The sequence below is a fragment of the Halomonas ramblicola genome (genome assembly GCF_030409215.1).
Taxonomy (GTDB): Bacteria; Pseudomonadota; Gammaproteobacteria; order Pseudomonadales; family Halomonadaceae; genus Halomonas; species Halomonas ramblicola.
Genome location: NZ_JAUFPL010000034.1, coordinates 339,051 through 357,176, shown reverse-complemented (window position 1 = coordinate 357,176; position 18,126 = coordinate 339,051). Strand labels below are relative to the sequence as shown.

At 65.5% G+C, this 18,126-nt stretch carries 21 protein-coding genes and 1 pseudogene; 15 read left to right on the top strand and 7 right to left on the bottom strand.

Features of this window, described 5'->3' with window-relative positions; genetic code table 11:
* The first annotated feature begins 1 nt into the window (after nucleotide 1).
* From QWY80_RS18725 to QWY80_RS18680, 10 genes are all read left to right on the top strand, one after another.
* Entirely contained in the window at nucleotides 2–196 is a 195-nt protein-coding gene (locus QWY80_RS18725; RefSeq protein WP_290235116.1) for a helix-turn-helix transcriptional regulator, read from the top strand.
* A 272-nt stretch (nucleotides 197–468) separates the two neighbouring features.
* Nucleotides 469–909, top strand: coding sequence for a hypothetical protein (locus QWY80_RS18720; protein ID WP_290235113.1), 441 nt, complete (start codon nucleotides 469–471; stop codon nucleotides 907–909).
* Nucleotides 906–1,181 carry a hypothetical protein gene (locus QWY80_RS18715; protein ID WP_290235110.1) on the top strand — a complete coding sequence of 92 codons (276 nt, stop codon included), beginning with the start codon at nucleotides 906–908 and terminating at the stop codon, nucleotides 1,179–1,181. The genes QWY80_RS18720 and QWY80_RS18715 overlap by 4 nt, the downstream gene beginning before the upstream one ends.
* The gene (locus QWY80_RS18710; RefSeq protein ID WP_290235107.1) at nucleotides 1,178–1,396 is read left to right on the top strand and encodes a hypothetical protein; all 219 of its coding nucleotides are present in this window, start codon (nucleotides 1,178–1,180) and stop codon (nucleotides 1,394–1,396) included. Before QWY80_RS18715 ends, QWY80_RS18710 begins: the two co-directional genes overlap by 4 nt.
* The gene (locus tag QWY80_RS18705; protein WP_353960465.1) at nucleotides 1,393–1,689 is read left to right on the top strand and encodes a helix-turn-helix domain-containing protein; all 297 of its coding nucleotides are present in this window, start codon (nucleotides 1,393–1,395) and stop codon (nucleotides 1,687–1,689) included. The genes QWY80_RS18710 and QWY80_RS18705 overlap by 4 nt, the downstream gene beginning before the upstream one ends.
* A gap of 46 nt (nucleotides 1,690–1,735) precedes the next feature.
* Entirely contained in the window at nucleotides 1,736–2,134 is a 399-nt protein-coding gene (locus tag QWY80_RS18700; protein WP_290235105.1) for a hypothetical protein, read from the top strand.
* Nucleotides 2,135–2,422: 288 nt separating this feature from the next.
* Nucleotides 2,423–2,689: a hypothetical protein gene (locus tag QWY80_RS18695; RefSeq protein ID WP_290235101.1), complete on the top strand. Its 267-nt coding sequence runs from the start codon at nucleotides 2,423–2,425 to the stop codon at nucleotides 2,687–2,689.
* A gap of 1 nt (nucleotide 2,690) precedes the next feature.
* The gene (locus QWY80_RS18690) at nucleotides 2,691–4,496 is read left to right on the top strand and encodes a ClpP-like prohead protease/major capsid protein fusion protein (RefSeq protein WP_290235097.1); all 1,806 of its coding nucleotides are present in this window, start codon (nucleotides 2,691–2,693) and stop codon (nucleotides 4,494–4,496) included.
* A gap of 214 nt (nucleotides 4,497–4,710) precedes the next feature.
* Entirely contained in the window at nucleotides 4,711–7,575 is a 2,865-nt protein-coding gene (locus tag QWY80_RS18685; RefSeq protein WP_290235094.1) for a phage tail tape measure protein, read from the top strand.
* 1 nt (nucleotide 7,576) lies between these two features.
* Nucleotides 7,577–8,053, top strand: coding sequence for a hypothetical protein (locus QWY80_RS18680; RefSeq protein WP_290235092.1), 477 nt, complete (start codon nucleotides 7,577–7,579; stop codon nucleotides 8,051–8,053).
* Nucleotides 8,054–8,624: 571 nt separating this feature from the next.
* Here the strand turns inward: QWY80_RS18680 and QWY80_RS18675 are convergent.
* The 5 genes and pseudogenes from QWY80_RS18675 to QWY80_RS19445 all read right to left on the bottom strand — a co-directional run.
* A complete protein-coding gene (locus tag QWY80_RS18675) occupies nucleotides 8,625–9,734 on the bottom strand; it encodes a peptidoglycan-binding domain-containing protein (protein ID WP_290235089.1) in 1,110 nt (369 codons plus the stop codon).
* Entirely contained in the window at nucleotides 9,647–9,955 is a 309-nt protein-coding gene (locus QWY80_RS18670; RefSeq protein WP_290235084.1) for a hypothetical protein, read from the bottom strand. Before QWY80_RS18670 ends, QWY80_RS18675 begins: the two co-directional genes overlap by 88 nt.
* 86 nt (nucleotides 9,956–10,041) lie before the next feature.
* On the bottom strand, nucleotides 10,042–10,176 hold the full coding sequence (locus QWY80_RS18665) for a hypothetical protein (protein ID WP_290235081.1): 135 nt from the start codon (nucleotides 10,174–10,176) through the stop codon (nucleotides 10,042–10,044).
* Between the two features lie 158 nt (nucleotides 10,177–10,334).
* Nucleotides 10,335–11,147: a GGDEF domain-containing protein gene (locus QWY80_RS18660; protein ID WP_290235078.1), complete on the bottom strand. Its 813-nt coding sequence runs from the start codon at nucleotides 11,145–11,147 to the stop codon at nucleotides 10,335–10,337.
* Nucleotides 11,148–11,160: 13 nt separating this feature from the next.
* Nucleotides 11,161–11,310: pseudogene (locus QWY80_RS19445) on the bottom strand (PAS domain-containing protein); the annotation flags it as partial.
* Nucleotides 11,311–11,823: 513 nt separating this feature from the next.
* Between QWY80_RS19445 and QWY80_RS18655 the strand changes: the two are divergent.
* Both QWY80_RS18655 and QWY80_RS18650 read left to right on the top strand, forming a co-directional pair.
* Nucleotides 11,824–12,543 (top strand): Crp/Fnr family transcriptional regulator, encoded by a 720-nt coding sequence (locus tag QWY80_RS18655; RefSeq protein WP_290235075.1) that lies wholly within the window; start codon nucleotides 11,824–11,826, stop codon nucleotides 12,541–12,543.
* Between the two features lie 237 nt (nucleotides 12,544–12,780).
* On the top strand, nucleotides 12,781–13,470 hold the full coding sequence (locus QWY80_RS18650; RefSeq protein ID WP_290235073.1) for a Crp/Fnr family transcriptional regulator: 690 nt from the start codon (nucleotides 12,781–12,783) through the stop codon (nucleotides 13,468–13,470).
* A 51-nt stretch (nucleotides 13,471–13,521) separates the two neighbouring features.
* Here QWY80_RS18650 and QWY80_RS18645 read toward each other — a convergent pair whose 3' ends face one another.
* Nucleotides 13,522–13,767: a hypothetical protein gene (locus QWY80_RS18645; RefSeq protein ID WP_290235071.1), complete on the bottom strand. Its 246-nt coding sequence runs from the start codon at nucleotides 13,765–13,767 to the stop codon at nucleotides 13,522–13,524.
* A gap of 333 nt (nucleotides 13,768–14,100) precedes the next feature.
* Between QWY80_RS18645 and nadA the strand changes: the two genes are divergently transcribed.
* Nucleotides 14,101–15,129: a quinolinate synthase NadA gene (nadA, locus tag QWY80_RS18640; protein WP_290235066.1), complete on the top strand. Its 1,029-nt coding sequence runs from the start codon at nucleotides 14,101–14,103 to the stop codon at nucleotides 15,127–15,129.
* A 24-nt stretch (nucleotides 15,130–15,153) separates the two neighbouring features.
* Here the strand turns inward: nadA and QWY80_RS18635 are convergent, their stop codons facing one another.
* The gene (locus tag QWY80_RS18635; protein WP_290235062.1) at nucleotides 15,154–16,620 is read right to left on the bottom strand and encodes a M48 family metalloprotease; all 1,467 of its coding nucleotides are present in this window, start codon (nucleotides 16,618–16,620) and stop codon (nucleotides 15,154–15,156) included.
* Between the two features lie 140 nt (nucleotides 16,621–16,760).
* On the opposite strand from QWY80_RS18635, the gene QWY80_RS18630 reads away from it, so the two are divergent.
* Together QWY80_RS18630 and QWY80_RS18625 are read left to right on the top strand one after the other, a co-directional pair.
* Nucleotides 16,761–17,009 carry a sulfurtransferase TusA family protein gene (locus QWY80_RS18630; RefSeq protein ID WP_290235059.1) on the top strand — a complete coding sequence of 83 codons (249 nt, stop codon included), beginning with the start codon at nucleotides 16,761–16,763 and terminating at the stop codon, nucleotides 17,007–17,009.
* The gene (locus QWY80_RS18625; protein ID WP_290235056.1) at nucleotides 17,006–18,106 is read left to right on the top strand and encodes an AI-2E family transporter; all 1,101 of its coding nucleotides are present in this window, start codon (nucleotides 17,006–17,008) and stop codon (nucleotides 18,104–18,106) included. Before QWY80_RS18630 ends, QWY80_RS18625 begins: the two co-directional genes overlap by 4 nt.
* Nucleotides 18,107–18,126: the final 20 nt, after the last annotated feature.

Sequence of the window (18,126 nt, the reverse complement as noted above, 5' to 3'; positions counted from 1 at the left end):
CATGGCTGTACTTCTCAGACTACCCGAAGTTCGCAAGCGCGTTGGTCTAAGCACCCCTACCATCTATCGCCTGATGAAGAAAGGCGAGTTCCCCAGATCAGTGAAGCTCACACCCAACGGCAGAGCGGTAGCCTGGAAAGAATCCGACGTTGACGCCTGGTCCGAGAGCCGCCCAGGGCGCGGGGAGGTGGCCTGATGTTGACGACCACCACTGCGACCGCTACTGTTACGTCAGTTGCAGTAAATCCTGCAACCGACCTTGGCGGGTCGAAACCCGAATGGCGCACAAGCGCCGCATTCGTGTCAGGCGCTATTTTTGTGTCTGCCACGAGCTATGGCGGCTGTGCGTGGAAGCCCTCCGGGGCTGCCGGTGTCCATTCGGGCCGGTCCGCCAATCCGCGTACAGTCGCCCCCATCCGTTGCTTGGCGGCAGCCGGGGGTGACTCCAAACCGAATGGAGTCCTACCTATGGCTAAGCTGCGCCTATTCCCCTCCCGCAATCCGTCTGCACGCGCCGCCGCGCATCGTGCAATGGCAAGAGCCGCCCTGTTCAGCGATAGCAGCGCCAGCACCCGCCTTCGCAGATACAATCACCACATCAACAAGGCCCGCGCCTTTGAAGAGCAGGCCGGCCTGCCCGTGTTCGAGGTCTACCTGGCCCGCAGTGGCGCCCGCCTGGAGATCCGGGCATCGAGCTGGGGCGAGGCCCTGCGCCGTACCGGTCGCCACGACGCCTGCATCGTCGAGCGCCTCGGTGATCGCCACTTCGAAGCGACCTTCAAGCCCGACGCCCCAGTCTCCATCGATGTTCGACTGCACTACGGCACCGATGCCGATGCCCTACGCGGGACGCTAGCGAACGTCGCCCACCAGGTAGCCCGTGCCAGCGAGCAAGGGGGTGAAGCATGAGCCCCATCCCCCACATCAACAGCAAGGCCGAGGACGTCCAGGAAATCGCCGAGGCCATCAATACCATCGCTCGCCTGGTGAATGACGACCTGGTGCGGAAAGCGTCCGAGGGCATTGATCCATTCCTGAGTGATGCCGAGCTCGGCGGGCTGATGCTCGCGGTCGAACACCTTTCCACCAGGGCAGGGGACCTCGCCGAGGATCTCTATGATGACGAGCAGCGCCTGGCTAAGCTCGCAACCCAGCACAATGACGGGGAGGGCAAGTCATGACCCCGACCGACATCGTGATGGACATTGGCGCCACCGGCCTGGTGGATGCCATCGAGCGCACCCGCTACGCCCTGGCCAAGCAGGCGTTCAGTGCCGATGAGGTGACCACCAACTACGGGCCGCTGGTGCTCACTGACCGAGAGAGGGCCGAGCTTCGTGCGTACCTGGCTAGGATACTCGTCCGCCGACTGGAGATCCTGGAGGCGCAGCTATGACGACCGACATGAAACGGCCCGACCTTGAGGGAGGCCGGGCCGATAGGAGTGCAGATTCCCCGTGCTGCAAGATCAATCCTAGCACCCAGTGCGGCATGGTGCTATCGGCGCTCCGGCGCCGGCCTATGAGCGCCGCCGAACTGCAATGGGAGCTGCCCATCGCCGACGCCCGCGCGGTGGTGCGCGACCTGATCGCCAAGGGCTACCGCATCGAGAAGCACGACCACCCGAACCCTGACCTGACTGCGAGGTGCCGCAAGATCCGGCGCTATCACCTGGTTGAGTCGAAGTGATCGCCGGGGGTGGGGCGAAACGCCCCGCCCCTCTCGGGAGGACGCCATGGCGAAGAAGAAACCCAAGGTCGATTGGGGGCCAATGGGTGCCTTTTCGATACCCAAGCGAGTGATGGACCTCGAAGACTTCCGCACTCTCTCTCCGTCAGCAAAGACGGTGCTGCTGGCGCTTGGCTTCCAGTACAACGGCAAGAACAACGGCAACTTGTCGGCGACCCACAATACCATGCAGGAATGGGGCGGGATGGCGAAGGCCACGCTCGCCAAGTCGCTCCGCGAGCTCCAGGACCGCAACTTGATCATGAAGACGCGGCAGAACCAGCATGGTCGAGAAGGGGCGCGCTGTGCCCTGTATGCGTTCACTTGGGCGCCGATAGACGACTGCCCAGGAAAGATGCTCGACGTCACTCCGACCATAACGGCACCGCGCAAGTTGTCCGGCTGATCTCGATTTTTACCGCGTTCAATTTTTGAACTCGAAGGGTTCAGAAAATGAACCCTTAACCAGGAATCTCTCAGCTGCGCACAAATAAGGGTTCAATATTTGAACCCTTATGGAGGGTTTCGGCGAGTTTCTGAGTTCAAAAATTGGACTCCCTTATAATTTACCACCCCATACCGGCTTTATGAGACTTGTCGAAGTTGTTTCTTCCAACAGTATCGGCTATGCTGTCCGTAAGTACAGCATGTACATAAAGCCAGTCCCAAGCCCCCTTCCCACGAGTGCAGACCAATGGCCGAACCCCAGCCCCTGAACATCCGACTCGACGCCGGCACCGTTCGTCGCCTCGAGCAGCTACAGCGCCAGATCAACGCCGAGTTGCCCGAGGGAGTAATGCCCCCTTTCAGCCTGGCCGCGCTGGCGCGTCATTCCATCCGCAAGTGGTGCGACCAGCAGTTCAAGCCCATGCCGAATCCCTGTCTGACCGAGGAGCAGCAGCGTGAAGAGGAGCGGAAGCTGGCGCAGGAACGCGAAGAGCTCAAGAAGGGGGGGCGGTGATATGGATCTGCACGTTTACGACGTGATCGATGCCCTGCTCGCCCAGCAGGTGCGCAGCGGCCTGAGCGGTGGCAAGCCGGTGACCGTTCACATCAACAGCCCGGGTGGCTCAGTGACCGATGCGCTGGCGATCTATGACGCACTGCGCAGCCACAAGGGCAACGTGACCGCCCGAGTGGATGGGCTGGCAGCGAGCGCGGCGACGCTGATCATGCTGGCCGCGGACGAGGTGGTCATGGCGAAGCACTCGCTGGTGATGGTGCACAACCCCTGGACTGCTGCCTTGGGCGATGCCGGCGAGATGCGCAAGGTCGCGGAGAGCCTGGACAAGCACGCCGCCGAGATGGTTGAGCTCTACAGCGAGCGCACCGGGAAGGAGTCGGCCGAGATCGAGGCGATCATGGCCCAGGAGACCTGGTTCAATGCGGAGGAGGCGGTGGCCGCTGGCTTCGCGCACCGCATCGATGACACCGACGACAGCAAGCCACGACTGAGCGCTGCGGCGATGGCCTACCTGACGGACATCACCGAGCGGGCCGAGGCCCTGGAGGCACGGCGAGAGGCCCAGGTCGCCGCCCTGTTCGAGCACCTGCCCGACACCCACGAGATCCGGGCCCTGAAAGAGGATTCCACCATCATGAGTCAGTCACTCGAGAAGGTCCGCGAGGAGGCGCTGGCCGCTCTGGGCCGTAACACCACCCCGTCCGCCGCCCCGCGGCGTGATGCTGGCGCCTTCGCCGACAACGGCAACCTGGTCGGCGACTGTATGCGTGACGCCTTGCAGGCCCGCCTCGGGCTCGCCCAACTGCAAGAGGCGCTGAACCCTTACCGGCATCACTCGCTCTTCGAGATGGCCCGTGCGGCCCTCGTCGACCGCGGCGAGAGCGTGGCCACGATGGGCACCAAGCTTCAGGTGGTCGGCGCCGCCTTCACGCACACGACCAGCGACTTCGGTAACCTGCTGGCGGACACGGCAAGCAAGTCGATGCTCCGGGGCTGGGAGTACAGCGGCGAGAGCTTCCAGCGGTGGTGCAAGCGCGGCTCGCTGACCAATTTCCACACCGCGCATCGGGTCGGGATGGGCGGTTTCGCTCCGCTGCCCGAGGTGAAGGAGGGCGCCGAGTACAAGTACGTCAGCACCGACGACCGCGGCGCCCCGATCGCGCTGGCGACCTACGGTGGCCTGTTCAGCATCACCCGGCAGGCAATCATCAACGACGACCTGAGCGCCTTCGATGAGCTCCCGGCCCGCCTGGGCAAGGCGGCCTCGCGGACCATCGGCGACCTGGTCTACTCGACCCTGACCACGAACCCCACCTTCCAGGGTATGGCCCTCTTCCACGCTAACCGCAACAACATCGGCACCACCGGAGCACTGTCACCGGGGATGCTGAGCGAGGCACGCCACGCGATGCGGACCCAGAAGGATACCCAGGGCAACCCGCTGAACATCTCGCCTGCCTTCGTGATCGTGCCGGCCCAGCTGGAGGGCGCCATGATGCAGGTTCTGCGCTCCACCAGCGTGCCGGGCGCTGAGACCAACAGCGGCATCATGAACCCGGTTGCCAACATGGGCGAACTGGTGGTCGAGTCCCGCCTGGATCAGTCCAACCCCGATCAGTGGTTCGTGGCCGCCTCCCAAGGCAGCGACACGATCGAAGTCGCCTACCTGGATGGGCAGGAGCAGCCGTACCTCGAGCAGCAGGAGGGCTGGACGGTCGATGGGGTGAGCTTCAAGGTCCGCATCGATGCGGGCGTGGCGCCGCTGGACCATCGCGGGCTCTTCCGCGGGCAGGTCAACGAGTAACCGAGCGTAGTGGCCAGTCGCGTATTGCGGGCGCGACTGTTCGGGCGAGGTGGCGTAATGCAGTTCCACGGCATGGCTGCAGACTCCTTCACCACCAAGCCCACGCGGTGCCGCGAACTTCAGGGCGCGGCATCACTCTGGCGGGTCTCGCCGGCTGTGTCTCTTGCTTGGGCACGCAGTTGGCGGTGACCCGCCTTTTTTGTAGGAGCTGACCATGGCAGACCTGGAGAAGACCGTCGCCATCATCTTCGAGGGCGTCGACCAGATGGGGACGGGCGTCACCTCGGCGACCCGCCAGCTCGACAGCTTGTCGGGGGCGGTCCAGCAGGCCGCCCAGCCCCTGGCCGATCTTACCGTGGGTGTGCTCAAGTTCGAGACGGCCCTCCTGGCGGCCGGGGCGGCCGTTACCGGCGTGGCGGTGAAGGTAGCCGGTGATTTCGATGCTGGCTTCCGTGAGATCACCACCCTGGTGGATATGCCGGCCGAAGCGCTGGAGCAGTTCCGCGGCGACATCCTCGACTATGCCTCGACCTCGACCCAGGCGATCGGGACCGTGAACAGCGGGCTCTATTCTCTGATCTCGGCTGGCGCGGACACGGAGGAGTCGCTGCGGCTGCTGGCAGCAGCCGAGCAGCTCGCCGTCGGCGGCAAGACGGACTTGTCGACTGCGTCGAAAGGCCTCTCGGGGGTGCTGAACGCCTACGGGGCGGAGGCAGACCAGGCAACGCAGTACACCGATACCTACTTCGTGGCCATGAAGAACGGCATGACCACGGTGGATGAGCTGGCCAGCAGCCTGCCGCAGATCACCAGCCTGGCGGCCCAACTGGGTGTCGACTTTGACACCGCGGCCTCGGCGGTCTCCGCACTGACCACCACCGGCCTCTCGACCAGCCAGGCGGTAACGCAGCTGGGCGCCGCCTTCACCTCGGTGCTGGGCCCCTCGCAGCAGGCCAAGGATCTCGCCGACGAGCTGGGCGTGGAGTTCAACACCACTGCGCTACGCACCAAGGGCCTCGAGGGCTTCCTGGGTGACCTGGCGGAGGCGACCGGCGGCAGCGAAGAGCAGATGCGTACCCTGTTCGGCTCCACCGAGGCCACCCGAGCGGTGCTGGCGCTGGTGGGGCCCGTCGCCGACCAGTTCGCCACCAACCTGGAGGACATGGACGCAAAGGCCGGCGCCACCGCCGAGGCCTTCGACAAGATGTCGGGCACCGTCGAACAGGGAACGCAGAAGATCAAGAACGCGATCGAGACCACCCTGATCGGTATCGGCGCCCCGGTCCTCGACGAGTTCTCGGGGATTCAGGAGGCGATCGCCGCCATCTTCAACGCCATCGGCGCCTCGCTCGACGACGGCCAGCTGAGCCAATTCACCGCCCAGTTGGAGAGCGTCTTCCAGGACGTGGAGGCCACCCTGCAGGAGGTCGCCCGGAATCTGCCCGAGGCGCTGGAGATGGCCGATTGGTCGGGCTTCCTCAACGGTATCGAGGCGATCCGCGGGGCCGTCTCGGAGCTGTTCGACGGCGCCGACCTGACCACCGCCGAGGGGCTGGCGCAGGTGATCACCAAGCTGGGCACCGGCTTCGAGCTGCTCAGCGAGTACACCGCCGGGGCGATCACCGCCATCGGGCCCTTCATCGAGCAACTGGCGGACCTGGCCGGTTGGATCATGGAGATCGACCCGGCCTGGGTCGAGATGATCGGCAAGATCGGCGGCAGCGCGCTGGTGCTGACCACGGTGCTCTCCGCCTTCAGCTCCTTCCTGAGCATCGCCAATAGTCTGGCGGGCAAAAAGGGGGCCATCCCGGCGATGACCGCCGCTGCCGGCAAGCTGACCGGGGCGTTGGGCACCTCCAGCACTGCGGGGCTGTGGGGGGCCGGCCTGGGCGCCGCCTTCGCCATCAAGCAGTTGTATGACCGGGTCCAGGAGTTCAATGAATTCAAGCTGACCTTCTCCGACGAGCTCGAGGAGGAGTTGGACAAGACCGAGGGCGCCCAGCGCAAGGCGACCGAGTTCTCGCTGTTCGCCACGCAGAAGATCGCCGAGGCCTACGTCGGGTTGAGCGATCATTTCGGCTGGGGCGATGCGGCCGCCGCCGACCTCGAGACGGTGAGCCAGGAGGCGGTCAACGCGGCGATCGCGGTGGCCACCGCCGCCGAGGGCATGGGCACCGACGGCGAGGCCGCGGCCAAGCAGCTCAGCCAGGCCGCCATCGATGCCGCCCTGGAGGTGGCCAATGTCGGCGAGGCGCTGGGCGAGGCCGGCGGCCAGGCCGAGGGCACCGGGCAGACGTTCGACGAGGCCTTCCGCGACATGGCCAAGGACGCCCTGGAGGCCACCACCTCCTGGGAGAACCTGGGGGATGGCGTCTACGGGGCCCGGCAGAACTTCGAGGCGGTCGATCAGGCCCTGGAGAGCCTGCGCGCCGGCTTCCGTGACGGCCTGATCAGCGAGGACGTGTTCAAGCAGCTGGAGGGTAAGCTGCTGGACGTGAAGAACGGCGGCGAAGGCGCGGCGGGGGCCATCGAGATCCTGGGCGGCTCGGCCAAGGAGACCAGCGGCGAGTTCGAGGAGGGGTCCAAGGAACTCGAGAAGTTCCAGAAGACCGCCATGGAGCTGGCCTCCAACGAGACGATCAAGGCCATGGAGTTCTCCGCCGACATCCGCGTGGCCGAGATCGAGGCGGAGGCGAAGAAAGTCGAGGCGGTGATGTCGTCGCTGGCCACCACGGTCGACAGCACCGGGCAGGTGTTGGGCGGCCTGTTCGATGACCGCTTCGGCAATGATGACCTGAGCCGCTGGAATGAGGTCAGCCTCGACAGCGCCATCCGCAAGGAGCAGGAGAGCCGCGAAGCCGCGATCAAGACCCAGAACGAATACGTCAAGGCACAGACCGAGAACCTCAAGGCCCGCACCGAGGCCCTGCGCAACGGCGAGGGGCTGATCAAGATCGACTCCACCGGCCTGGAGCCGGCGCTGGAGATGATCCTGTGGGAGATCCTCGAGAAGATCCAGCTACGCGCCAATGCCGAGGGCGCGGAATTCCTGCTCGGCCTCAACAGCGGAGGAGCATGACATGCCTGACAAAATGAACCCCCCGGGGGGTAGCCAGGGCGGCGCCGACCTGGATCTTGCCCAGCAGTACGCTGAGCAGGTGATTCGCCTGGCTGGCGCTCAACGGATGCAGAAGAGAGTTCACGACGACCGGGTGAAGACATGGAACACCCTCACTTCGATGCTGGCCAACCTGAAAGGGCTGTCCTGCCCTCACGTGAAGGCAGCTGCGTTGGCGTTTTCAGAAGCCCCCCGGGGGGAGGGTGTCAGGGCATATGACAGGCTCACGCAGGCGCTGATCGAGTATAGGGACGAAGCGCTTCGCAAAGGCGAGGGGCAGATGTTGGTCAACCTCGAAAAGGCCCTGGCCCTTCTGATCGAGGCGCACGCCTCGTTGGTGAAGCAGGAGCTAGCGCTGCAGAAAGAGGCGGAGCAGCACCAGGCCGAGGCCTTGCGGCTGAAGACCCTGCAGCAGCGCGGACCCAGGGGGATTCAGTGAGTGCACGGCAAGGGGTACGCAAATTGCTCACGCCTCGGCCGTTGGCGCGCAGACCAAAGTGAGCCAGCCTCACTTCGGTCTTGTGGTCGCCATGCGCGGCTGAAAGGCGGCGCCCCTGTGGTCAATATCATAGGGTCCTCCTGGCCATCCCCCGGGCCTGCGGGGACGCAGAGTCCCGGGATTTCGCTATTTGTCAGACATTTTCAGGCCTCCGGTTCCGGTTCCTACCCCTCTGAAACCCGCATTCTAGAGCGGTTTGGCCTTGTCGGGATGCGGAACTGGTGCGACGAAGGGGGCAAAATACCGTCGGAATCGCAATTCCGGACCCCTGTTTTGAACAAAAACGCTGGCGCTGGGTGGTCATTTTATTAACCGCCGATTAGCACCGTGCCACTCGGTTGACTGAGGGGGCATGTATGGGGGCACAGGCAGGCGGTAAAGGTGTAAGAATACCGCTATAGCAAGGATGGGCGGTTCATTCTGGTGGATACACGACCCACCAGATTGCCAAACAAAGCGCCCTCGCTTCCAGAAAGCGAGGGCGCTTTGTCGATATGGGGCCCTCTCGGCCCTAATGCTCCAGCCGTACCCGGCGGAGGTTGTAATCGCCGCCATGATTCACCAGCGTGAAGCCCTGGAAGCCTTGGCGCAGGCGCCGATCCTGTGCCTGCAGCACACGCCGGCCATCCACCCCGACTTGCATGTTCCCGCTCTCGTCGCGGGTCCAGCTCAGCGTATGGAAGCGGCCATCCTCGAGGTCGAGCGTGCCCTCACTGCTGGCGATCACCTCGCCCCCATCGGCCGTCAGCCGTACCAGGCTGAGTCCCGGCCGTGAGCCGGGATTGTAGACCAGGCGGTAGCCGCCACCGGGCTGGTTGCCCTGGAACAACCCCGCTTCCAGGCTGCCCGGGCGCTGGTAGGAGGCCAGTTCCAACTCCAGTCTGAAGGCGTTGTCGACCGGTGCATGGACGAAGATCCGGGCGGCTTCCTCGAACTCGACTTCCGCCGCCACCGGCGGTGCCGCCTCTGGCGCCCGCCCACCCGCCTGTTCGAGGATCAACTGGAGCATCGCCAGGCCGATCTCCTCCGGTCGCTCCGGGCGGAGCGTCGGTGAGGCAGGCGTGACCACCTGCGGTTTCTCGACGATGCTGCGTAATCCACCATCATCGATGTCGAAGCGTCCGCTGAGCACGGTCCAGGGTGGGTTGCGCCGGAAATCGCCGTCACCGAAGGCATCGTCCAGGACGACCCGTCTTGCCGGTGTCGGCTCCGGCTCGGATGGCGCCGTGGCCGCCGGCTCTTGGCCCGTCTGCCGTAATCGCGCCAGCAGTGCCGTCGTCGGTTGACCGTCCTGGGCCAGGCCCACCGTGCCCTGGTAATCGCGAATCGCATTACGGCTGCGAGTTCCCATGAGACCGTCCACCGGGCCGGCCTCGTAGCCGAGCCGGTTGAGTTCACGCTGGATTTCGGCCACCAGCTGTTGGCCGGACAGGCTCTCGACGGGAGGCAAGGAGTCGGGCGCTATGCGTGACGGTGTCGCCCTTGGCTGCCAGGCGCGGGCTGTCTGCTGGGCCTCGCTGATCTGTTGCGTGGTCATCCGCGCCGCCACTGCATCGCGCGCTGCAGCGGCATGGCGGTGGCCGCGAGCCGCGGCCAGGTTGTACCACTTGTGTGCCTCCACGAAGTCCTGGGCGTCCCTTGGCCGGCCTCGTGCATTTGCCCCAGCATGTACTGGGCCTCGGCGTCGCCAGTGGTGGCAAGCCGGTCGAACATCTGCAATGCCTGGTGGTACTCCTGACGCTCGTAGGTCCTCAGGGCGTCGGTGTAGCCGTCATCGGCACTGGCCAGCGCGATGTGGCCGAACAGAACGAGCAGGACCACGAATCCCTTGATGATGGTCACGGGGTGTCTCCAGTGAGAGGGGGCTCGGCTTGCAGCTTCCCGGCTTCACCGAGCTGTCTTGCCACTCGATTCGCTCTTCGCCTGTCTCAACGAAGACCGAGAACGGAGAGAATCACCATCACGATGACGACTGCGCCGACGATATAGACGATGTTGTTCATGAAGCTTTCCTCTGCGGGGCATTTTCCTGTTTCAGGATGCTGCGGGATGGTTCGTGTCATGATGGCGTCGCAGTCCGTGCGACGCGTGGCGCAACTCCCTGTACAGGCTGTTCCCTTGCCACACCCATGTTGAGGGTATGGCATGGGTGGCCTCCCATCTGTGCGCTGGCGTACATGGCGCCTCACTTCCTGAGGAGGCCTGGTGGAACGATCTTCGGCTAGAAGTCGAAAACGAATTGCGACGGCTGGCGGGGCCGGTGCAGACTCGGGTCGATCCGCCTTCGTTGGATGGGCAGGGTATTCATCTCGGCCGTGAAGCACTGATGCCCATTTCGGCCATTTCGCTTGGTGTGGTACATGGCCATGTCGGCGTTGTGCATGAGGGTATCGACATCGTCGGCATCATCCGGGTAGAGGCTGATGCCGATGCTGAGCGTGATGAGGAGTGCATGACCATGGATACGGTATGGCCTGCTCAGGACGGCGAGCAGTTTCTCCGCGACCCTGGTGGCATCTTCGGGTTGCCTGATCTCGGCAAGCAGGATCACGAATTCGTCGCCCCCCTGACGGCAGACGGTATCGATGTCGCGCATGCAGTCCTGAAGGCGGCCCGCAACCGCCTTTAGCAGGCTGTCGCCCAAGGCATGGCCGAGCGAGTCATTGATGGGCTTGAAGGCATCAAGGTCAAGATAGAGCAGGGCGACCAGGTGTCGGTGTCGTCGGGCCAGGCCAATGGCTCGGGAGAGCCGTTCCGTCAGCAGGGCACGATTGGGCAGGCCGGTGAGCGCATCATGCTGCGCCAGGTAGGCCATCCTCTCCCACATGACCTGTGACCGAGTGGCGTCGTGGAACACGATCACGGCGCCGGTGACTCGACCTTCCCGGTCATGGATGGGCGCCGCTGAATCCTCGATCTCGAGCTTGCTGCCATCCTGGCGGACCAGCACGCAATCCAGGGCGAGGCCTACCGTGTTGTTCTCCTCGATGGCGCGTTGCCCAGGGGGGGGTAGTCGTTTGATGTGTCTTGCCATCGACACGGTGGAACACGCGGGAAAGTGGCTTGCCGATCGCCTCCGGCTCCGACCAGCCTGTCAGGGTTTCAGCCACTCGGTTCATGTAGGTGACCGTGCCGTGAAGGTCGATGGTCAGGACGGCATCGCCAATGGCGTCGAGGGCCACCCGAGTCCATGCCATCTCGGCATCCAGGGCGGCCGCGACGTCCCGTCTCGAGGCGTGGATCTGGGGGTGATCTTGCCGCACCGGCTCCTCGCTGCCTAAGGAGGCGGAAGGAAGCGGCGTCCAGGCGCTGCCCTGAAGCATCGGGTCGTCTTTCATGCACTCGGCCCGGGAAGGCGCATGAGCCATGGGCCGCGCGCCCAGAGGTGAGACAAGAGCGGCGTGGCCCGGTACGACGCTCGAGGCTGTGAGACCGGAGACATGACCATCAGAAACATTGGGACTACCATGAGCCGGTTTCCTGTTCTGCCTGTGGGACGGCATCGCCTGACCCGAGCCCTGGAGCGCTTGGCTGGTATCCAGCGAGCGTAGTGGCGTGACGGCGTCGCTTCCGTGCGCTAGCGTACACAGCATGTGCTTCGGTCCTGCGCCTGTGTCGGTGGGTGGGGGCGTGCAGCGAGAACCCCCGGATGAGTCCGCTCTTCGTACCCTGTGGTCGGGGGTGGCTTGCTCGATACGGGAGTGTCAGTCATGGCCCTGCAACATGATCCTCGTCAGAATCACTTGCTGGCGGCCCTGTCGAGGGATGAATACCAGCGCTTGGCGCCCCACCTCGAGTGGGCCGAGCTGACGCTGGGGGAGTCGCTGGGCGAGTCGGGAAAGGTGATGCACCATGTCTATTTCCCGACGGATTCCATCGTATCGCTACTGTGCGTCATGGAGGATGGCGACTCGACGGAAATTGCCGTCGTCGGTGCCGAGGGTATCGTCGGCATCTCGCTGTTCATGGGCGGTGAAACCACGCCGAGCCGTGCCGTCGTGCAGAGCGCTGGCAGCGCCTATCGCCTCAAGGGGCAACTGCTGAGGGACGAATTCGATCGCGCGGGAGCGCTTCAGCATCTGCTATTGCGTTACACCCAGGCCCTGATCACCCAGATGGCTCAGACGGCGGTATGCAACCGCCATCACAGCCTGGATCAGCAGCTGTGTCGCTGGCTGTTGCTGAGCCTCGACCGCTTGCCGACCAACGAGCTGGTCATGACCCAGGAACTGATCGCCAATATGCTTGGCGTTCGTCGAGAGGGCGTCACCGAGTCGGCCGGCAAGCTGCAGAGGGCCGGGCTGATTTCCTACCATCGCGGGCATATCAGCATCCTGGACAGGCCTGGCCTGGAAGCGCGAGTCTGTGAATGTTATGCGGTCGTCAAGAAGGAGTATGATCGCCTGCTGCGCTATCATCGCCCCGGGTGAAGGGACCATTCCCTCGCGGACCGGTAGGGTGCTCGAGCTGGGCGTGTCCTGCGTGTGTATCCTGGCGCACCGACGGCACGAGGATGGACATGCCAGTGTTCGCTCAGCGGCTTGTCGATGATGGCTTGATCACACCCTGGCTGCTGTCGGCGTCGGAGCCTAGTGATTTCTTGCCATGTGCCGATTGCCGGTTATTCAACCAGGAGCGTGCACATGCAGCCTTCGACTCTCAGTCCGGTGACCAACCACCTTATCGACAGCTTGCCGCGTCAGGTCAGGGGATCTTTCCTCGCCGACTGCGAAGCCATCGACCTGGCGTTCGGTGAGGTGCTCGCCGAGCCCGGCGAGCGGATCTCGCATGTCTATTTTCCCCTCAACAGCTTCATTTCCCTGATCGCCAGCCTGAGTGACGGGGACCGGCTGGAAGTGGCTATGATCGGCAGTGAAGGCATGTTCGGGATGCCCTTGATCCTGGGGGTCGAGGAGTCGCCCTGGCACGCCCTGGTGCAGGGCGCCGGGCCGGCACTGCGCATACCGGCGGCTGTCTTTGGCCGTCACCTGGCGCGGAGCCCCGCGCTTCAGGCGCTGTTGAAGCGCTATTTCTATGTGCTGATGGACCAGCTGTCCCGGGTGGCAGCATGTACCCACTTTCATCAGGTCGAGGGCCGCCTGGCTCGCTGGTTGTTGATGACACAGGATCGTGCGCACTCGGATCAGCTGCATCTCACCCACGAGTTCCTGGCCATGATGCTGGGGGTGCGTCGTGCCGGCATCACCCTGGCCGCCACGGTGCTTCAGACGCGCCGATTGATCCGCTATCACCGTGGGGCCATCACGGTGCTGGACCGGGCGGGTCTGATCGAGGCCTCTTGTGGCTGCTATGCCGCCGATCGACGCATCTACCGCCAGGTCATCATCGAAGCGTAGGTACCATGAAATCGGCTGGTGCACCCTGGGAAGGCCGCGCCAGCCGGGATGTCATGATGGCACCTCGGGGACGATCACGTTGATATCCTGGCTCATCAGGTCATCGTCACCTTCCGCGGCGTGCCTGGCAGGCTCATCGAGCCCCTCGTCGGGAAGTGTCGCAAGTGGTGCTCCGGGCAAGCGTTGCGGCTTGAAGGGGGGGCCGTATTGCTGTTCGCCTGGCTCGCGGTCGGGCAGGCGCGTGAAGTTCTTGAATGCCGTCGTGGAAGGGGTGGTGTGCTGGATGGGGGATGGCATGGCGACCTCGTGTCACTGTCCGGCCTTCACGATGTCGTGAAGCATCGGTAGCACGATTATGGCGGACCGGTAGGTCGCCGTCGGTGCGCTAACACACCGACGCCCTCGAGTGCCCCTCGATCCCGCCGGGCGGCCCCGATGCCATTCGCATGACGCTTTTCTGGCCGAGGGTGGTCAATACCCCAGTGTTCTGGTCTAGAATAAGGGTCCGGGTCGACCGTCGCGAAAGACGCAAGCGGCGGCCCTCTGGCGTATCGCCCCGTGCGGAGCGCGCGAGCGGCGGTACCTGGTAAACCGCAGGGGGAGCCCCTGCCAGTCACAGTGGTAGACACGATGACGATCATGACTTCCCGTGCCGAGGTGCGCGAGCACCTGGCCCGTACCTACTGCCCCACCCGCATCCCCGCCGAGGACGAGGCGCGCATCGTGGAGATCAAGCGACTCCTCGAGGCCCGCAACGCCGTCCTGGTGGCCCACTACTACACCGACGATGCCATCCAGCAGCTGGCCGAGGAGACCGGGGGCTGCGTGGCCGACTCCCTGGAGATGGCTCGCTTCGGCGCCCGTCATCCGGCCGATACCCTGGTGGTGGCCGGCGTGCGCTTCATGGGCGAGACCGCCAAGATCCTCTCGCCGGAGAAACGCGTGCTGATGCCCACCCTGGAGGCGACCTGCTCGCTGGACCTGGGCTGTCCGGCCGACGCGTTCGGTGCCTTCTGCGACCAGCACCCCGACCGCACCGTGGTGGTCTATGCCAATACCTCGGCGGCGGTGAAGGCGCGTGCCGACTGGGTGGTGACCTCGTCCATCGCCGTGGACGTGATCGAGCACCTCCAGGCCCGCGGCGAGAAGATCCTCTGGGCCCCGGACAAGCACCTGGGTGGCTACATCCAGAAGCAGACCGGCGCCGACATGCTGCTGTGGGACGGTGCCTGCATCGTCCACGAGGAGTTCAAGGCCAAGGGCGTCGAGGATCTCAAGGCGCTCTACCCGGAGGCGGCGGTGCTGGTGCATCCGGAGTCGCCGGCCCCGGTGGTGGAACTGGCCGACGTGGCGGGCTCCACCTCGCAGCTGATCAAGGCGGCCAAGGAGCTGCCCAACGACAAGCTGATCGTGGCCACCGACCGTGGCATCTTCTTCAAGATGCAGCAGGCGGTCCCGGACAAGACGCTGTTCGAGGCGCCCACCGCCGGCAACGGCGCCACCTGCAAGAGCTGCGCCCACTGCCCCTGGATGGCCATGAACGCCCTGGACAACCTGGCCGGGGCCCTGCGCCACGGCTCCGGCGAGATTCACGTCGACGCCGAACTGCGCCAGGCCGCCCTCAAGCCGCTGGAGCGGATGCTGAACTTCCAGAAATAAGCGGCTGGCGCCGGGCGCCCGGCGCTAGAACTTCTCCAGCGTCTCCCGATAACCGATGAAGGCCTCGCGGCGCTGCTCGATGCGGGCGGCGGCCGCGGTGTCGCCCTCGCGCTCGGCCACCTGGCGTGCCACCCCGAGCTGGCGGATCGCCTCGGTGATCCGGCCGTTGAGCTGCAGCTGCTCGGCGCGGGCCAGGTGCCCCCAGGCCTCGCGGCCGCTGTGTCCGGCGGCCTCGGCCAGCAGGGTGAAGACCTGCGGGTCCTCGGGGCGGCGTTCGGCGAGGTCGCGCAACACCCGCCACGCCTCGTCGGGATCGCGTTGCAACAGCGCCTCGCCCAGCACCAGGGAGGAGGGCAGGTGGCCCGGCACCAGCCGCAGCACGCGCCGGCTGCGCGCGATGGCGTCGTCGTAGCGACCGGCATCGAAGGCTACCTGGGCCGCCGAGGCGGGTAGCAGGGTGAGGTCGGGGGATTCGCGGGCCAGGGCGTCGAGGCGCTGCAGGGCCGTATCGACCTCGCCCCGTCGGGCCTCGATCAGGGCGTCGAGGTAGCGGCGCGCCTGGGCCGGCGGCTGGTCCTGGGCCAGCCGGGTCACCGCCTGGCTGGGGTCGCGGTCGTGGATGCTGAGCAGTGCCCGGGCGCGGATCAGGTGGTACTGCAGGTCTTCCTCGCGGGGCGAGGGCACCGTGACCTGGCCGGCGCGGCTCTGGATGTCGCTGAGGCGCGATTCGGTGAGCGGGTGGGTGAGCAGGAACTCCGGCGGGCTGCCGCCCTGCAGGCTGGCCATGCGCTGCATGGCGCGGAACATCCGCACCATGGCGTCGGGGTCGTAGCCGGCCTGGGCCATCGCCCTCAGGCCCAGGCGGTCGGCCTCCTGCTCGTAGCGTCGCGAGTAGGCCAACTGATCCTGGATGAAGGCGGCCTGGGAGCCCATCGCCACCCCGATGCCGGCGTCGCCACCGCCGGCGGCGGCGATCAGCATGCCGGCCAGCATGGCCGCCATGGTGGGCAACTGGGTCTGCTCGGCCCGGGCCTGGCCGCGGGCGTAGTGACGCTGGGCGAGGTGGCCCAGCTCGTGGGCCAGCACCGAGACCAGTCCGGCCTCCTCACCGGCGAAGGCGAACAGCCCGGCGTTGATGCCCACCACCCCGCCGGGTACCGCGAAGGCATTGAGCCGCTGGCTGTCGACCAGGGTCACGATGAGGTCACGGCCGCCGAGGCCGCTGTGCGGCTGCAGGCGGGCGAGCAGCGATTCCACGTAGGCCTGGGCGATGGGGTCCTGCCACTGGGGCGCGCGAGCGCGGAACTGGCGCAGCCAGGCACGCCCCAGGCGGAACTCCTCGCCGGCGGCGGCACGGCTGTCATGGCTGGACAGGCTGGGCAGTCCGGCATCGCTCTCCCAACCGGGTTCGGTCCACTGGCCGGCGGCGGGCAGGACCAGGGCGAGGCTCAGGGCGCCGGCGGCCAGTCGGGAGGTGATGCGACGCGGCATGCTCGAGTTCTCCTTGGTGCGGGGCGATGGCCTTGCTGTGACATTGATTCGCCCCGCAAAGTGCCTTTAAATCCCAAGGGGCTTCCATCGCCAGGCGGCTGTCGCCGGCGATGCCCCTCTGCATTCTTCCGGGAGACATCATGGCTCTGCAACCCGACGACGTGCTCGACGCCCGCGGCCTGCCCTGCCCGCTGCCGCTGCTCAAGGCGAAACAGGCGCTGGCGCGGCTGGAGGCCGGCCAGCTGCTCGAGGTGCTGGCCACCGACGCCGGCTCCTGGCAGGACTTCGCCACCTTCATCGAGCAGAGCGTCCACGAGATGCCGGCCAGGGAAGAGCGCGGCGACGTCTACCATTACTGGATCCGCAAGGGTGGAGAGCTCACCTCATGACACTGCGCGCGGTACTGAGGCGCTGGGTCGATCGCTACCTCTCCGATGAGGAAGCGGTGATCCTGCTGGTGGTGCTGGTGCTGGGCTTCGCCGTGGTGATCTTCTTCGGGCGGATGCTGGCCCCCTTCCTCTTCGCCCTGGTGATCGCCTTCCTGCTGCAGGGGCCGGTGGGCTGGCTCGAGCGCCATCGGGTGCCGCATCTGCTGGCGGTGATCCTGGTGACCCTGGGCTTCGTCGGCATCATGCTGGCGCTGGCCTTCATCCTGATGCCGATGATCTGGAACCAGTTGGTGGGGCTGGTCCAGGAGGCCCCGCGCATGTTCGCCAGCGGCCAGCAGCTGCTCGACGTGCTGCAGGAGCGCTATCCGCAACTGGTCACCCCCGACCAGATACAGAACTGGATCGACGTGGCCGGCCGCGAGATGACCCAGATGGGCCAGCGGGCCCTGACCCTCTCGCTGGCCTCGCTGGGCAACGTGCTGACGCTGATCGTCTACCTGATCCTGGTGCCGATCCTGGTATTCTTCATGCTCAAGGATCGCGACAGGCTGGTCGACTTCACCCTCTCGCTGCTGCCCCAGAAGCGCACCCTGATGACCCGGATCTGGCAGGAGATGGACGACCAGATCGCCAACTACGTGCGCGGGAAGTCCCTCGAGATCATCATCGTCGGCACCGTGGCCTTCTTCACCTTCGCCTACTTCGGCCTGCCCTACTCGGCGCTGCTGTCGGTGGTGGTCGGGCTGTCGGTGCTGGTGCCCTACATCGGCGCGGCGGTGACCACCCTGCCGGTGGCGGCGGTGGCCGGCTTCCACTTCGGCATGACCGACGAGTTCCTCTACGTGCTGGTCGCCTACGGCGTGCTGCAGGCCCTGGACGGTAACGTCCTGTCGCCGATCCTGTTCTCCGAGGCGGTCAATATCCACCCGGTGTCGATCATCCTGGCGATCCTCTTCTTCGGCGGGATCTGGGGCTTCTGGGGGGTGTTCTTCGCCATTCCCCTGGCGACCCTGCTCAAGGCGCTGGTCTATGCCTGGCCGCGGGGCATCAGGCGCCATCGCCTGGACGAGGCCGGCGAGGCGGTGGCCGAGGAGTGAGGGCCGCCGCGGCGGCCCGG

Bases quoted from the DNA above. Each gene is read 5' to 3' on its own strand.
- QWY80_RS18725 (WP_290235116.1), top strand. From the start codon at position 2: ATGGCTGTACTTCTCAGACTACCCGAAGTTCGCAAGCGCGTTGGTCTA.
- QWY80_RS18720 (WP_290235113.1), top strand. From the start codon at position 469: ATGGCTAAGCTGCGCCTATTCCCCTCCCGCAATCCGTCTGCACGCGCC.
- QWY80_RS18715 (WP_290235110.1), top strand. From the start codon at position 906: ATGAGCCCCATCCCCCACATCAACAGCAAGGCCGAGGACGTCCAGGAA.
- QWY80_RS18710 (WP_290235107.1), top strand. From the start codon at position 1,178: ATGACCCCGACCGACATCGTGATGGACATTGGCGCCACCGGCCTGGTG.
- QWY80_RS18705 (WP_353960465.1), top strand. From the start codon at position 1,393: ATGACGACCGACATGAAACGGCCCGACCTTGAGGGAGGCCGGGCCGAT.
- QWY80_RS18700 (WP_290235105.1), top strand. From the start codon at position 1,736: ATGGCGAAGAAGAAACCCAAGGTCGATTGGGGGCCAATGGGTGCCTTT.
- QWY80_RS18695 (WP_290235101.1), top strand. From the start codon at position 2,423: ATGGCCGAACCCCAGCCCCTGAACATCCGACTCGACGCCGGCACCGTT.
- QWY80_RS18690 (WP_290235097.1), top strand. From the start codon at position 2,691: ATGGATCTGCACGTTTACGACGTGATCGATGCCCTGCTCGCCCAGCAG.
- QWY80_RS18685 (WP_290235094.1), top strand. From the start codon at position 4,711: ATGGCAGACCTGGAGAAGACCGTCGCCATCATCTTCGAGGGCGTCGAC.
- QWY80_RS18680 (WP_290235092.1), top strand. From the start codon at position 7,577: ATGCCTGACAAAATGAACCCCCCGGGGGGTAGCCAGGGCGGCGCCGAC.
- QWY80_RS18665 (WP_290235081.1), bottom strand. From the start codon at position 10,176: ATGACACGAACCATCCCGCAGCATCCTGAAACAGGAAAATGCCCCGCA.
- QWY80_RS18660 (WP_290235078.1), bottom strand. From the start codon at position 11,147: ATGGCAAGACACATCAAACGACTACCCCCCCCTGGGCAACGCGCCATC.
- QWY80_RS18655 (WP_290235075.1), top strand. From the start codon at position 11,824: ATGGCCCTGCAACATGATCCTCGTCAGAATCACTTGCTGGCGGCCCTG.
- QWY80_RS18645 (WP_290235071.1), bottom strand. From the start codon at position 13,767: ATGCCATCCCCCATCCAGCACACCACCCCTTCCACGACGGCATTCAAG.
- nadA (WP_290235066.1), top strand. From the start codon at position 14,101: ATGACGATCATGACTTCCCGTGCCGAGGTGCGCGAGCACCTGGCCCGT.
- QWY80_RS18635 (WP_290235062.1), bottom strand. From the start codon at position 16,620: ATGCCGCGTCGCATCACCTCCCGACTGGCCGCCGGCGCCCTGAGCCTC.
- QWY80_RS18630 (WP_290235059.1), top strand. From the start codon at position 16,761: ATGGCTCTGCAACCCGACGACGTGCTCGACGCCCGCGGCCTGCCCTGC.
- QWY80_RS18625 (WP_290235056.1), top strand. From the start codon at position 17,006: ATGACACTGCGCGCGGTACTGAGGCGCTGGGTCGATCGCTACCTCTCC.